This window comes from Streptococcus pyogenes (assembly GCF_002055535.1).
GTDB classification, from domain to species: Bacteria; Bacillota; Bacilli; order Lactobacillales; family Streptococcaceae; genus Streptococcus; species Streptococcus pyogenes.
Map to the genome: position 1 here is coordinate 1,494,358 of NZ_LN831034.1, position 14,495 is coordinate 1,508,852.

The 14,495-nt window shown below is 38.9% G+C and carries 15 protein-coding genes, 1 tRNA gene and 1 pseudogene; 3 read left to right on the forward strand and 14 right to left on the reverse strand.

The features are described from left to right. Positions 1–4: 4 nt before the first annotated feature. The 3 genes and pseudogenes from B6D67_RS08000 to B6D67_RS08010 all read right to left on the reverse strand — a co-directional run bounded on the left by B6D67_RS08000 (position 5) and on the right by B6D67_RS08010 (position 2,886). Positions 5–208, reverse strand: a complete 204-nt coding sequence (locus B6D67_RS08000; protein ID WP_010922577.1) for a heavy-metal-associated domain-containing protein — start codon at positions 206–208, stop codon at positions 5–7. A 13-nt stretch (positions 209–221) separates the two neighbouring features. Continuing rightward, a complete protein-coding gene (locus tag B6D67_RS08005; protein WP_011285671.1) occupies positions 222–2,453 on the reverse strand; it encodes a heavy metal translocating P-type ATPase in 2,232 nt (743 codons plus the stop codon). Continuing rightward, a pseudogene (locus tag B6D67_RS08010) lies at positions 2,453–2,886 on the reverse strand (CopY/TcrY family copper transport repressor). The gene B6D67_RS08005 and the pseudogene B6D67_RS08010 overlap by 1 nt, the downstream one beginning before the upstream one ends. 183 nt (positions 2,887–3,069) lie before the next feature. Between B6D67_RS08010 and B6D67_RS08015 the strand changes: the two are divergent. Continuing rightward, a complete protein-coding gene (locus tag B6D67_RS08015) occupies positions 3,070–4,044 on the forward strand; it encodes an alpha/beta hydrolase fold domain-containing protein (RefSeq protein ID WP_227869327.1) in 975 nt (324 codons plus the stop codon). A gap of 133 nt (positions 4,045–4,177) precedes the next feature. Here B6D67_RS08015 and rbfA read toward each other — a convergent pair whose 3' ends face one another. The 11 genes from rbfA to B6D67_RS08070 form a co-directional block, all read right to left on the reverse strand. Continuing rightward, positions 4,178–4,528 carry a 30S ribosome-binding factor RbfA gene (gene rbfA / locus B6D67_RS08020; RefSeq protein ID WP_029714082.1) on the reverse strand — a complete coding sequence of 117 codons (351 nt, stop codon included), beginning with the start codon at positions 4,526–4,528 and terminating at the stop codon, positions 4,178–4,180. Between the two features lie 204 nt (positions 4,529–4,732). After that, complete coding sequence (gene infB, locus B6D67_RS08025) at positions 4,733–7,594, reverse strand: translation initiation factor IF-2 (RefSeq protein ID WP_002983491.1); 2,862 nt, start codon at positions 7,592–7,594, stop codon at positions 4,733–4,735. Positions 7,595–7,613: 19 nt separating this feature from the next. Further along, positions 7,614–7,916: a YlxQ-related RNA-binding protein gene (locus tag B6D67_RS08030; RefSeq protein ID WP_002983488.1), complete on the reverse strand. Its 303-nt coding sequence runs from the start codon at positions 7,914–7,916 to the stop codon at positions 7,614–7,616. Beyond that, the gene (rnpM, locus tag B6D67_RS08035) at positions 7,909–8,205 is read right to left on the reverse strand and encodes an RNase P modulator RnpM (RefSeq protein WP_002983486.1); all 297 of its coding nucleotides are present in this window, start codon (positions 8,203–8,205) and stop codon (positions 7,909–7,911) included. The genes B6D67_RS08030 and rnpM overlap by 8 nt, the downstream gene beginning before the upstream one ends. 15 nt (positions 8,206–8,220) lie before the next feature. Continuing rightward, positions 8,221–9,378, reverse strand: a complete 1,158-nt coding sequence (nusA, locus tag B6D67_RS08040; RefSeq protein WP_002988817.1) for a transcription termination factor NusA — start codon at positions 9,376–9,378, stop codon at positions 8,221–8,223. Between the two features lie 174 nt (positions 9,379–9,552). Further along, positions 9,553–10,089, reverse strand: coding sequence for a ribosome maturation factor RimP (rimP, locus tag B6D67_RS08045; RefSeq protein ID WP_002988815.1), 537 nt, complete (start codon positions 10,087–10,089; stop codon positions 9,553–9,555). Positions 10,090–10,196: 107 nt separating this feature from the next. Continuing rightward, positions 10,197–10,283: transfer RNA gene (locus B6D67_RS08050), tRNA-Ser, on the reverse strand. A gap of 64 nt (positions 10,284–10,347) precedes the next feature. Continuing rightward, on the reverse strand, positions 10,348–10,983 hold the full coding sequence (gene trmB, locus B6D67_RS08055; RefSeq protein ID WP_002983387.1) for a tRNA (guanosine(46)-N7)-methyltransferase TrmB: 636 nt from the start codon (positions 10,981–10,983) through the stop codon (positions 10,348–10,350). Continuing rightward, a complete protein-coding gene (ccrZ, locus tag B6D67_RS08060) occupies positions 10,983–11,774 on the reverse strand; it encodes a cell cycle regulator CcrZ (RefSeq protein WP_002983385.1) in 792 nt (263 codons plus the stop codon). The genes trmB and ccrZ overlap by 1 nt, the downstream gene beginning before the upstream one ends. A gap of 63 nt (positions 11,775–11,837) precedes the next feature. Beyond that, positions 11,838–12,872 (reverse strand): ABC transporter permease, encoded by a 1,035-nt coding sequence (locus tag B6D67_RS08065; protein WP_010922583.1) that lies wholly within the window; start codon positions 12,870–12,872, stop codon positions 11,838–11,840. Positions 12,873–12,874: 2 nt separating this feature from the next. After that, a complete protein-coding gene (locus B6D67_RS08070; protein ID WP_002983379.1) occupies positions 12,875–13,600 on the reverse strand; it encodes an ABC transporter ATP-binding protein in 726 nt (241 codons plus the stop codon). Positions 13,601–13,671: 71 nt separating this feature from the next. Here B6D67_RS08070 and B6D67_RS08075 point away from each other — a divergent pair, with 71 nt between their 5' ends. Both B6D67_RS08075 and B6D67_RS08080 read left to right on the forward strand, forming a co-directional pair. Then, on the forward strand, positions 13,672–14,091 hold the full coding sequence (locus B6D67_RS08075; RefSeq protein WP_002983376.1) for an HIT family protein: 420 nt from the start codon (positions 13,672–13,674) through the stop codon (positions 14,089–14,091). Next, complete coding sequence (locus tag B6D67_RS08080) at positions 14,088–14,444, forward strand: hypothetical protein (protein ID WP_002988657.1); 357 nt, start codon at positions 14,088–14,090, stop codon at positions 14,442–14,444. The genes B6D67_RS08075 and B6D67_RS08080 overlap by 4 nt, the downstream gene beginning before the upstream one ends. Positions 14,445–14,495 lie beyond the last annotated feature (51 nt).

A 14,495-nucleotide genomic window follows, 5' to 3' on the forward strand; every position in this document is an offset into this window, starting at 1 on the left:
TAACCTAAGACCATTTATATAATTCAAATTTGGTATCCTTCAAAGCACGCTTGATTAGGAACGTTAAAGGACGTCCTGTCACCTTAGCCTCTCCTTTTTCCAAATTTACCTGGACCGATTGCACACCGGGGACAGCTGATAATTTTTCAGTGACCGTTCTTGCGCAACCGTCACATGTCATTCCTGTAACCTGATAATGTTTTTCCATTTTGTATTCTCCTTTAAATGGTTTTTCCTTTTAATCGCAGGGCATTCAAAACAACTGATACTGAACTAAAACTCATGGCAAAACCTGCTAACATCGGGTTCAATAGTGGACCTCCAAAAAGATGAAGTAAGCCCATGGCCACTGGAATCATGAGGACATTGTAAATGAATGCCCAAAATAAATTTTCCTTGACAATTCTCATAGTCACTCGACTCAATGACATAGCTTTCACCAAATCCAGCATATCAGGTTTCATCAGAATCACATCCGCCGATTCAATGGCAATATCTGTCCCTGACCCCATAGCTATCCCAATGTCTGCTACAGCCAATGCCGGAGCATCATTAATACCATCACCTACCATTGCAACTTTTCTCCCTTGAGAGCGGAGGTCTGCTATCACGCCTGCTTTTTGATCAGGTAAGACTTGACTGATCACATCTGTAATCCCCACTTGAGAGGCAATAGCCTTAGCGGTAGCATCGTGGTCACCTGTTAGCATGATGGTGTGAATTCCCAGTTGATGCAAAGCTTCGACGGTAGCTTGACTATCTTCTTTGACAGCGTCAGCAATACTGAAAAGAGCTCGTAGCTGCCCCTCTTTAGCATAATATACAAGGGTTTGGCCTTTCTCAGAAGCCTTAGCACAAACCGACTGAACACAAGATAAATCGATACCAAGAATTCCCATTAAAGCAGCATTTCCAATCGCCAAACGACGCCCTTCAAGCTGACCAGTAACTCCTAGGCCGGTTAAAGACTCAAACTCTTCCACTGGTAGACTATCGTAACCAGCTTCCTGAGCAGCACGAACAATAGCCTCCCCTAAGGGGTGTTGAGAATAGGCCTCCAAGGAAGCAGCTTCTTGCAAGATAAGGTGATCATCTCCCGAAAAAGTTAGGAGCTTTTGAAGACTTGGTTTCCCCTCCGTAATCGTCCCCGTTTTATCAAAAACAACCGTATCTACCTGATGTGCTTGTTCTAAGATGTCACCACCTTTAAAAAGAATACCATTTTCAGCTGCACGCCCTGTTCCAACCATAATCGCTGTCGGCGTTGCTAAACCAAGCGCACAAGGGCAAGCAATGACTAGAACAGCGATGGCTGTTGTCAAACTAAAACGAAGACTTTCCTGCATGAATACCAACCAAAACACCCCTGTTAACAGAGCTAATACCAAAACCACCGGAACAAAGACACCTGAGACTCTATCAGCAATAGCTGCAATAGGTGCTTTATTTTCTTGAGCATTCTCAACTAGTTGGATAATTTGTGCTAACAAGGTATCATTTCCAAGCTTATCTGGTTTAATCGTGAGGGCGCCTGGCCCATTCAAGCTGCCCGCAAAGACATTATCTTTTTCTCCCTTTTCAACAGGCAAACTTTCCCCGGTTAAAAAGGATTCATCCAAACTGCTATGTCCTTCCACGATAATACCGTCAATAGAAACTTTTTCACCTGGTTGAACCAGGACAAGGTCATCATAGCTAACTTCTTCTAATGGTAACAATTGCCATTGGCTGTTTCTCCATACCCTCACAACAGTAGCCTTCAAGGATAGGAGCTTTTGAATAGCTTGAGAAGTACGGCCCTTAGAACGACTTTCAAAATACTTTCCTAGACCGATGAGTGTCAAAATCACTACCACCGATTCAAAATAAAGGGAGTGCACAAAGTGCGCCCGGCCCAGACTGATTTCAACCACTCCATAAAGACTATAAGCAAAAGCAAAGCTGGTTGCTAAAGCTACCAAGGAGTCCATATTAGGATGTCCCTTAAACAAAGCTTTAAACCCATTATGGTAATAATGACGATTTAATACTAAGACTGGAATCGTCAAGAGTAGCTGACTAAAGCTGTAAACGAAAGGATAGCGATCTGGTTGCAGAAATGGAGGAAGCCATAAGCCCACCATGTGACCCATAGCTAGGTATAATATAGGAATGGTGAATAGGGCAGACCACAAGACCTGAGACCAAATAACCTTTAGGTCTTCGTCACGACGACCTGTTTGCATGTGTTTTGCATGTTCATCAAAGACTTGTGCACCATAACCAGCAGCTTTCACCGCTTGAATAACTTTGGCCGTTTCTAAATCGTCATCTTGATAAGTAACCGTGAGCTTCTCAGTCGCTAAATTCACAACAGCCTGTTCTACTTCAGGCAATTGATTGACCGTTTTTTCAATTGTTAGAGCACAAGAGGCACAACTCATTCCCTCCACTAAAAATATCTCTTTAGCCATTAATACGTCTCCTTTCTCTGACAGTGGCACTGCCCAGGCAGACAATTACACGGCACCTCAAGAACTGCATTTTCTTTTTTGACTTCTAGTAGCTCTTGGAATGCCCCGATTTCCTCTAAGGTCATCGGTAAGTGATAAAGCCGTTCAAGAAGTAGACGCGTGTGTTGCCGCTGACAAATACCGTCTAAAACAGTCGCTAGTGCTTCTTTTTGTAGCAAAGTCTCATCCAAAAGAGCTTGATAAATATAAGCTCTTCCTTGCCGATAAGACGTTAAAAAATTTTTTTAACTAGCCTACCAATGAGGGTCTTAATAGTGGAATCTGACCATTGATATTTTTTCCTTAAAATAGTAATAATATCGCTACTTTTAATATCACCACTGGCCCACACCACACGCATGACTTCCCATTCAGCAGCTGATATCTGTTGCATAACGTCACCTTCATTCACAATATATTTACGTTTGTAAATTAATTATAACGAATTTAACTACATTTGTAAATAAATAACTTTTCTCATTTTTCTATCCTTATATTGACAAATGAATCGTTTTTACTATAATATTATTGCAATAAAAATAACATTTACATTAAGGAGATACCCTTGAAACATCCTATTCGAAAAACACTTGTCACCTTAGGTCTATTACTGACCTTATGCCTGCCGACTCCAGTTGCAGCTAGTTCTCGTTCTTGGAAGAGCTGGTTTATCGAGCAATATTTCTGGTTAAAACGTGACAAGAGTTACTATTCTAAACAAGATGACCCAAGCTTCCAAAGATACCTTGATGCCTGTCGTGAACAATCTGATAAACCTTATCAACTAGATACTAATTTAGTCAATGGTCCCCTTGTTCAAGAAAATCTTTATGGCATGCAGGTTTACTCTTGGAATGATAATGGAAAACCTGATCAAAAAACAATTATTTATCTTGCCGGTGGTTCTTATCTTAACAATCCAACGACATACCATATTAATATGTTAAAGACATTATCCACAAGTCTTGACGCTAAAATTGTTTTACCCATTTATCCTAAAGCCCCACGTTATACCTATAACTATACTATGCCAAAATTGGTCAATCTTTACCAACACTATTACCATAAAAATCAGAATGTTTTCCTTATGGGAGATTCAGCAGGTGGAGGTTTAGCCTTAGGTCTAGCTCATGCCCTACACAATGAATCAGTCCCTCAACCAAAGCAGCTCGTTCTTTTATCACCTTGGTTAGATGTTACTATGTCACACCCAGAGATTCCAGAATACGAAGATGCTGATCCTATTCTATCTTCTTGGGGATTAAAACGAGTGGGAGAATTGTGGGCCTACTCTGCTGATAATACCAACCATATTTATGTCAGTCCTAAAAATGGTCCGATCACTTATCTACCACCAATTACTTTATTTACTGGGACACGAGAGATCTTTTATCCTGATATTCGCGATTATGCCGCAAAACTGAAAGCCGCTAACCACAATATTACCTTTATTACCCAAGAAGGCATGAACCACGTTTACCCAATTTATCCTATCGAAGAGGCAAAAACAGCTCAATACCAAATCATTGATGCCATCAACAAAACTCCTTAATGAGGGGAATAACTCCTACCTGCCACCAGTTAATCTGGTGTTTTTTTTGTAGTTTGCACCACAAAATAACAATTAAAAAGAGCCCTATCATAATGATAAGGCTCTTTCTGTCATAACATCCGCACCGCAATACTTAGGATTTGTTGTCAAGATCTCGTAAGAGTTGATCAATTTTATTACCATAGGCGATGGAATTGTCTTTTTCAAACACCAAATCTGGAATTTTGTACATGGTCAATTGTTCGCCAAGTTCACGTTTAATCGTTCCAGTCGCTTTTTCAAGCCCTGTTTGTGCTTTTTGATTATCAGATGCCAAGTCACTCATAATAGTGTAATAAACTTTAGCAAGTGACAAGTCACCCTGCATTTGCACTTCTGTAATCGTTACTCCCTGAACGCGTGGATCACGCACTTTTTTCTGAAGAATATCATTTACTTCGCGCTTGATTTCCATCCCAACGCGGTCAATACGATGATTAGCCATAGCCATTTCCTTTCCACATTTTAAAACAAAAGCTAGGCTGAAAGCCCAGCTTATGACATTGCTACCTGTTTTGATAACGACAATTAAAGGGAATCTGAGAATTCCATGACGAGACTGGAAGGAATGCCCCAAGTAGCTCATCTGGTAGAAAAAGTCATTATTTCCGACAGAGGAAAAACGTTACATCTCAGACCTTCTTAGCCCCTATTTTCTCACAATTTCTTCCATAATATAGGCTTCAATAGTATCGTCAACTTTAAGATCGTTAAAGTTTTCAATCATCAACCCACCTTCTTGAGCATTACCGACTTCTTTAACGTCATCTTTGTAATGTTTCAAGCTGGCCAGTTTACCATCAAAAATAACGACACTATCACGGATAACACGAACACTCGAATCACGTGTCACCTTACCGTTGATTACCATAAAGCCACCAATTGTTCCCACTTTAGAAACTTTGAAGGTTTCACGGATAATGGCTTCACCAAGAATTTTTTCTTGGTAAACAGGGTCAAGTTTCCCTTTCATGGCTTCTTCTACTTCTTCAATGACTTTATAGATAATACTATGAAGACGAATTTCCACATCATCCGTATCTGCTTGTTGACGAGCTTGTGGGGTAGGGCGAACGTTGAAACCGATAATAACAGCATTTGATGCTTCAGCAAGGGTCACATCAGACTCATTGATAGCACCTACAGCAGAGTGAACGACATTGACACGGACACCTTCCACTTCAATCTTTACAAGAGATGCTGCAAGGGCTTCAACAGAACCTTGAACGTCTGCTTTGATGATGACATTAACAGTCTTGATTTCTCCTGCTTTAAGGGTATCAAAGAGATTATCAAGGCTAACACGCTGTGTATTTTGACGTTGTTTGAGGAGGGCACGTTTTGATCGCTCCTCACCAGCTGCACGCGCAGCTTTTTCATCAGCGTAAACAGCAAAGTGATCACCAGCCATTGGTGTTTCGTTCAAACCAGTAATGGAAACTGGTGTTGATGGCTCCGCAGATTTAACACGACGCCCAAGGTCATTTACCATGGCACGGACACGACCAAAGGTATTACCAACAACGATTGGATCTTGAACATGAAGAGTTCCTTGTTGGACAAGAAGCGTAGCGATAGCACCTTTACCTTTATCTAAGCGTGCTTCAATTACAGTACCAATAGCACGAACCGTCGGATCAGCTTTCAATTCTTCCACTTCAGCAACCAAAAGGACTGTTTCTAATAGTTCATCAATATTTTTATTAAATTTAGCAGATATCTCTACAAATTCGCACTCTCCGCCCCAAGCAGTTGAGATGATACCATATTCTGCCAATTCTGCGATAACACGTTCTGGATTAGCACCTGGTTTATCAATTTTGTTGATAGCAACAATAATTGGAACACCAGCAGCTTTTGAGTGATTGATCGCTTCAATCGTTTGTGGCATAACACCATCATCAGCTGCAACAATCAAAATGGTGATATCGGTAACGGAAGCTCCACGTGCGCGCATACTTGTAAAGGCCGCGTGTCCGGGAGTATCCAAGAAGGTAATTTTCTTGCCAGCTTCTTCAATCTGGTAAGCACCAATATGCTGAGTAATTCCTCCAGCTTCTCCTGTTGCCACACGTGAGTTACGCAAAGTATCAAGCAAAGTTGTCTTACCGTGGTCTACGTGTCCCATGATAGTTACAACAGGTGCGCGTTCTACAATATTTTCAGGATTGAGGTAATTTTCATCCTCAAAGAAGCGCTCGATATCAGCATCATCTACTTCTACCTTAGCCTTAGCCTCAATACCATAATCTACCATCAATAATTCGATAGTGTCACCATCTAAAGATTGGTTTTGAGTTGCCATAACACCCATCATAAACAGCTTTTTAACAATTTCAGCGGGTTCGCGTTTGATACGTTTTGCGATTTCGGCAACTGTCATGCCTTCAGTATATTCAAATTCTTTTGGCAATTCATGGAATTTACGCTCGGTTACTGGTTTTGGAGCGGTGTTGGTATTCTTAACATTTTTGCCTTTTTTGGTCTTTTTATTTTTATTCCAGTTACTATTTTTTTGATTTCTCACTTGGTTTTGACTATTCCAACTCTTCTTATTTTTCTTTTGTCCTTCTTGTGAATGATGAGTTAACTCACGATTCTTTTCAGGACGTGCTTGTTTTTTACGGCGATTATCAGCAGTAGATTTAGCACTAATATTTGATGACTTTAATTTAGTTTCTGCTTCTTCAATAGATTTCAATGCTGCTTCACGATGGCTCATCTCCTCAGCTTGTGCTTTTAGAGCCGCTTCTTTAGCTTCTTGTCTTGCCAACTCAGCTAAACGCTTAGCTTCTTGCTGTGCACGAAAACGTGTTTCACTTTGGCGTGAGTATTCAGCATTTTGTTCAGCTTTTAAGGCAGCAGCACGAGCTTTGAAATCAATTTTAGGACTTTTCGATTGAGGCTCTTGTCGTCCTTGCTTTTTTTGGTTTGTGAATCGACCATTCTTGTGATTCTCCTTAGCAAAGGAACGGTTACGATCACCAACTAGCTGATGATTATCATGTCTAGGTGATACATTCGATGCTTTTCGCTCAATACGCTTATCGTTTGTATCACCTTGAGAACGATGGGTAATCCTCTTATCTCCTTGTTCGTTAGTTTGATGATTATTGGGCTGGCGATAACCTCCTCGACGTTCTTGAGAACGATGAGAAGAGCCATTTGCTTGTTTTCGAGCAGCCTGTTCCTTTGCACGAGCCTCTCTTTCAGCTTTAAAATTACGACTCTTTGGCTTAGAGACCTGTGTTTTCTCTACATGCTCAGAACCTGTTTCTTTGACCACTGTTACAGAGGGTTGAGCAACTTCTTTGGGTTTGACTGTTTGAGAAGCTGTCACATCAGGTTTAGAAGCCTTTGAAAAACTTGAAATAATCTTTTTCGCATCCGCTTCTTCAACACTTGATGCATGGCTTTTCACATCTAATCCTAAGTATTTAGCGTGTTCAACCACCTCTTTACTACTTTTACCAATTTCCTTGGCAATTTCATGTAATCTTTTCTTTGACAATTTGTGTCCTCCTATTCATCTATTCCATAAGAGTCCTCATTTTCTTTGAAAATCCAGCATCTGCAATGGCAGCAACCTTCCTTGGTTTACCTAGTGCAGCACTTAATTCCAGTGCATTCAACACTGTGGAGACTTCTACATTATAATAATTACTTTTATCTGTCACTTTTTTTGTCACATTAGGACCAGCATCATTGGCTAAAAATACTAATATTACCTGCTGGTGTTGAATAGCTTTTACTACTAGTTCTTCACCTGAAATCACTTTTCCAGCCCGTTGAGCTAGACCAATAAGACTAGATAATCTTTCTAAATTAGTCAAGACCTAACTCTCTTCTTTTGATTTTGTGATCAACATAAGCAATCAAGTCATCGTAAAAACTTTCTGGAATGTCCATTGAGAAACTCCTGTTGAAAACTTGTTTTTTCTTGGCCATTAAGGCCTCTTGATTGTCTAATTTGATATAAGCACCACGACCATTTTGTTTACCAGTTGGATCAATGAAAACTTGACCATCCTTAGTTTTTACAATCCTAAGAAGATCTCGTTTAGCAATAATTTCACCAGAAACAAGTGATTTTCGTAAAGGTATTTTTTTGACTTTAGACATCAAACACCTCTTTTCTTATACTTCCTCGGCAGTCATAACATCGTCAACAACTGGCTCTTCCACAGCTGTTGCTGCTTCTTTTTCCGCCTCAAGACGATCATATTCGCTAGCTGATTTGATATCAATACGGTAGCCAGTCAAATGTGCCGCTAAACGAACATTTTGGCCGCGACGCCCGATAGCTAATGATAATTTGCTATCAGGAACTACTACCGTAGCACGTTTAAGATCTTCATCGTCAAAAAGTACCATGTCTACTTCAGCCGGAGCAATGGCATTGTAGATGAACTCAGCTGGATCATCTACCCATTGAATCACGTCAATATTTTCTTCAACTGGAATTTCAAGCCCCGTCTTAGCATCTACACGTTTTGGATGGAACTTGCTGATGACCTTTTTAATATTACTTCCACCACGTCCAACAATTGTTCCGATGGCATCAACGTTAGGATTATGACTGCGCACAGCAACCTTGGTGCGGTCACCTGCTTCACGAGAAACACTCATGATTTCAACAGTACCATCAAAGACTTCAGGAATTTCTTGCTCCATAATACGTTTGATGAATTCTGGATGGCTACGACTAACAAAGACGTTAACTCCTTTAGGATTATTTTCAACTTTGTAGACATAAACGTCAATACGGTCATGTGATTTGAAAGTTTCACCTGGAATCTGGTCTTGGTGAGACAATTGTGCTTCTAAGGAACCAAGATTGACATAAATAAAACGTTGATCAAACCGTTCAACTGTTCCTGTCATAATTTCACCTTCATGCTCTTTGTATTCATTGAACATCACTTCACGCATTTGGCGGCGCATCTTTTCCATAATAGTCTGTTTAGCTGATTGAGCTGCGACACGTCCAAATTCATTGACAGATTCTTCAAAGCGAATCTTATCACCCAATTCATAGGCAGAACTGATAGCAAGAGCATCTTTCAAACTAATCTCAAGCCGGCTGTCAAAAACTTCTTCAACAACCTCACGAACCGTAAATACTTGAAAATCAGCTGTTTTTTCATTAAATTCAATAACACATGATTCTGATTGACCATAGCGACGTTTATAGGCAGACTTTAATGATTCTGTCACTGCGTCAATAATATCTGCTTTATCAATGTGTTTTTCTTCTTCCAAAATACGGAAGGCTTCTAGCATTTCTTTGCTCATAATGTTATCTACCTTGCTTGTAAAGCTTGGCAAAAATCCTTTCTTAAATTAATACGATCAATAGCCCCCTAAAGGCTCCCTTAATTCCTTTTGTTTAGCTTGTATAAACTCTATAGGTGTTGTTTCAAATTTGCTTAAATGTTCCTAAAAAAGTTTAGTGCTTTGAAATAAAAGTTATAATTTGACAGCCATTCTCACCTTAGCAACTGCTTGATATGGTATATTCACGATCTTATGACGTGTTTTATCAAGATAATCAATGGTCAACGTTTCACCATCAAAGGCTAATAAGTCTCCTTGAAAAACTTTCACCTTATCAATAGCTTGATAAAGACTCACATTGATATAAGAGCCAACTGCTGCTTTTAAACTGTCAGCTGTCTTGAGCGGACGCTCCAAACCTGGACTAGAGACTTCTAGCATATATTGGTTTGGAAAAGGATCTGGATCAATCGTATCTAACAGCGGACTAATAATATTCGTCAAGTCAGATGTATCTTCCACTGTGATTCCACCTTCCTTATCGACTAAAATACTAAGGATGTAGTCACTACCCATTTTGTCATACTCAACGTCTACTAATTCATAAGGTGCCTTAATCTCAGGCGTTACTGTCTTGGTTACGATATCGATAATAGATGTATTTGCTATTTTGATTACCTCCTCTATTTTTATGCTCTTCTCTAAGATAATTGGTCCTTGGGAATCCACTTAATACAAAAGTGGCGAGACATATCCCACCACCTTTCTGTATTATTTAAGCCTATTATACCATAATTTAAGAGGAATGCAAGGATATGCACTTTGTTTTACTCACAAGGAGAGGAGGGGATTCGAACCCCCGAGCCTCGTTAAGGACTACACGCTTTCCAAGCGTGCGCACTAAGCCACTATGCGACCTCTCCATTACTAAAGAAGTTAATACTGTATCAACTCCTTTATGTTATCATATTTTGAAACAAAATACTACTAGAAATTTGCCTCAACTCGGTAAATGACTTGACCTTTATTAGAGAACTTCTCTTCATATTCTGTCATGACATTTCCTTCATAGTTACTAGCGTGTAAGTCAAGCCAGATCTGTCTCAAGGTCATGCCGTATTGAGAAAAACTAGCTAAACTGTACTCAAACAAGCCCCGATTATCGGTTTTAAAATGAATTTCACCGTGTTCTGGCAAGATACGCTTGTAAGTGTCTAAGAAATCCTTGTAGGTCAAACGACGTTTTTCATGCTTGGTTTTTGGCCAAGGATCTGAAAAGTTGAGGTACATCATATCCACCTCACCATCTTCAAAATAGTTGGTTAAACTTGATCCATCCACTCGCAGAAGTTTGACATTGGGTACTTCTGAAGCTAATACCTTATCCAAGGCGTAGCTTAGGACAGATAATTGAATATCAATGCCAATGTAGTTAATATCAGGATTTTTCAAGGCCATCCCTGTGATAAATCCGCCCTTTCCTGAACCAACTTCGATATGAATAGGACGGTCATTTCCAAAAACGTCATGCCAACGGCCCTTGGCATCTTCTGGATTTAATATCACATAGTGTGGGTTATTAGCTAAGTGCTCCTCAGCACCTTTTCGTTTTCTAACTCGCATTATTTCTTTCTAAATATTTCTCTAAATTTTCTGAGGGCATAAATCTCCTGATTCACATGCTCCATGTCACGCTTGTCAAAACACTTGAGAATTTGTGTCAGGTGAGAAAATTGACCATACCAAATAATTTTTTGCATAACCTTGTCATTATTTTTATAGCCATAATAAGACAGCCATTCTGACCAACGAGACCGTGGAATATAGTGGCTCAACAGGTAAGCAACATCATACATCCGATCAGTTAGACGAACAGAATCCCAATCTACTAAAAAAATCATACCACTAGTAGTAATCACCCAATTGCTATGTTTAATATCTCCATGCACAATCGTTGCTACTTCTGATTTGAACTCTGGTAAGCTCCGTTTTAATTCTTTAACGATAGCTTGTAAGTATGAATTTTGCTGAATTTGCAAGGGTGCATTTTGCTCAAAATCAACCAATAAATCGTATGGGTTTTCAATCTTATAATTGAGCTGAAGCAGTTGATTGACTAATTTTTTAGATTTGTGAAGGCGCAATAGAATATGAATGATTTGCTTACTGTTCATATCTTCTTTGGTCAATGTACGGCCGTTAAGCCATTCTTGGGCACTCATCATATCACCATTGCCCATGCGTTTGGCCCAAAGTAACTGTGGCGCAATCTGTTCTTTTGCTAAGGCAGGTAGAATAGGGGTCGTATTTAATTTTATAAAGACACATTCCCCATTTGGATAAGTGCCTTTATAAGCTTTGCCACTTTTCCCACGTAAGGGAGTCAAGGTAAGTTCTTGTTCCGTCGTTGTCACCTTATCGCCCTCCTTTTCTATCTTTTATAGTCGTTTACCCCTATTTTACTTGTTTTAGGCTACTTAGTCAATGATCTTCTTTAACTTATAAGGTAGATATATACAAGCTATGAAAACCATACCTACAATCAAAATGAGTGCTTTTGGCGCTGATGAGCAACACAGCATATTGACGATTAACATTAAAAAGCTTAAACCTCGTAAAAAACTTAACATATTTTTCTTCTTGCTCCGACTATTTTCAGGATAAAGACTAGTCATATAATGGTAATCGTAGTGATAATAAAGGGAAAGTAATTGGAATACAACTAAATAGTTAAAAATGAGTGCTAAACTTACTGACAAATAAAGATTATGGATAAAAAATACAGATAATGAGCTTAATAGCATTAGTCGTAAAAATAAGCCCAAATAATCTGAACTACGTAAAAAGGCTCTAGCATAAAGGGACAGCCAAAGGTTTGAAGGAGTTTGCTTAACTAATTTTAAAAGAGGATTTAGATAAGTTCTTTCTTTCACTTTTGTAGAAATTCCTTTGACTGTTGTAAAAAGAGAATAAAACTTTAAAATACTTTGCTTGCGATTGCTTTCAAATGCGACAGCTTTTGCCCAATCTAAACGATTTCCTCTCAAAAAATATCTTGTCTTTCGACTAAGCACTACTCTTTTTAGTGCCAATAATATCAAAACTAAGATAATAAAAATAAATAAAGACAGACCTAAACGTCTAAAAATAGGATATAAAAAGAGCAATACAGCAGTCTGCAAAGTTCCCCAAAGCAAAAAAGAGAGTCGTTCAGCTTGTTTGATATAAGAAATCACTTCTTCTTCTTTTGGAAGTAAGAAATGCTGATCTGCCTCTTCTAGATACGTTGCTATAGATCCCATACTGAGCAATAATGGGATCAATATCCCAAGGCAAACCTGAATAGGTAGATGATTCGTTGGAAAATGGTTTAGTAGCTGACCATACTGCACCATAGCAAAGCCTAATAAAAACATCAACACCAAAACAAAGTGATCATTTAAGACGTAACGAAGGTATTTGTTTTGTTGTTTTTGAAAGTCTTGACGGCGTTTCAGAAATAATGCTTTCATACTTAATCCTCTTTTGTTAATGCAAGATAGATATCATTTAAGCTCGCTGAACGGTCACCAAAAGCTTCTTGCAAGTCAGCAAGAGTTCCTTGGGCACGAACTTGTCCATGATGCAAAATCACAAAACGATCACACATTCTTTCAGCAGAGTCCAAAACATGTGTACTCATCAAAATAGATTTTCCTTTTGCTTTTTCGACTTCTAGCGTTTGGATTAAGTCTGAAATAGCTAAAGGGTCTAACCCTAAGAATGGTTCATCAAGAATAAATAGACTTGGATCAATGACAAAGGCACAAATAATCATGACTTTTTGTTTCATCCCTTTAGAAAAATTGACAGGAAACCATTCAAGTTTGTCAGTTAAACGAAACATTTCCAAGAAAGGTTGTGCTCGTTTTTGTGCCACTTCTAAGTCGATATCATAAGCCATAGCTACGGTGTTGATATGCTCTGATAAGGTCAATTCTTCATAGAGACTAGGAGTTTCTGGGATAAAACCTATTTTTTGACGGTAGGCAACTGCATTTTCTGCTAGAGTTAAACCATCAATAGAAATACTTCCTTGATAAGGCTTCAAAAAGCCAATAATTTCGTTGATAGTTGTTGACTTTCCAGCACCATTTAGCCCGATCAAACCGACTAACTCTCCATTGTCTACAGAAAATGAGACATCGTTTAAAACAGGGATATTGTGATATCCTCCTGTTAGATTTTTAATGTTTAACATATAATTTCTTTCTAGTTTTTGATATACTTATAATATATTATAACAAATTCAAGTAGAGAAGGTGATATAAAATGGAAAATTGTATTTTTTGCAGCATCATTCAAGGGGATATCCCCTCTTCGAAAGTCTACGAAGATGAGCAGGTCCTCGCCTTTTTAGATATCTCACAAACTACAAAAGGGCATACTCTAGTCATTCCTAAGCAACATGTTCGTAACTTACTAGAAATGACTGCTGAGACAGCTAGTCATCTCTTTGCTCGTATTCCTAAAATTGCTCGTGCTATCCAGTCAGCTACTGGCGCTACTGCCATGAATATCATTAACAATAACGAAGCCTTAGCGGGACAAACTGTTTTCCATGCTCATGTTCATCTCGTTCCTCGTTATAATGAAGAAGACGGTATCTCAATTCAATACACCACTCATGAGCCTGACTTTCCTGTCTTGGAAAAGCTCGCCCGACAAATCAATCAGGAGGTTAGTTCATGAAAGTTAAAACCGTGATAGCCGTCGGATTATTATCTTTTACCGCTTACAAAGCATATCAAAAACGTTGTACCATAAAAGAGCTGTTATCCATCAGTAGACAAGCAAAAGATGCTGCCCAACTTGATTTAGATAACATTAAAGCAAACCTTGACCTCATTCACAGTCAAGGAAAAGTAATTCAAAATATTAGTCAGGACTTGGCCCATAAATGGCGCTACTTTAACCAAGAGACACAAGCACACCTCACTGAAATCCAAAATCGTATGGCCAAATATCAAGAAGATAGTGAGCTAATTTCTAGTGAATCACCTACTTGCCAAACCGTCATTTTAACTAACAACCATTCCAGATAGTATTATCTCCCTCATATACTTTATTTGAAATCACAGACAGCTATCATCTTT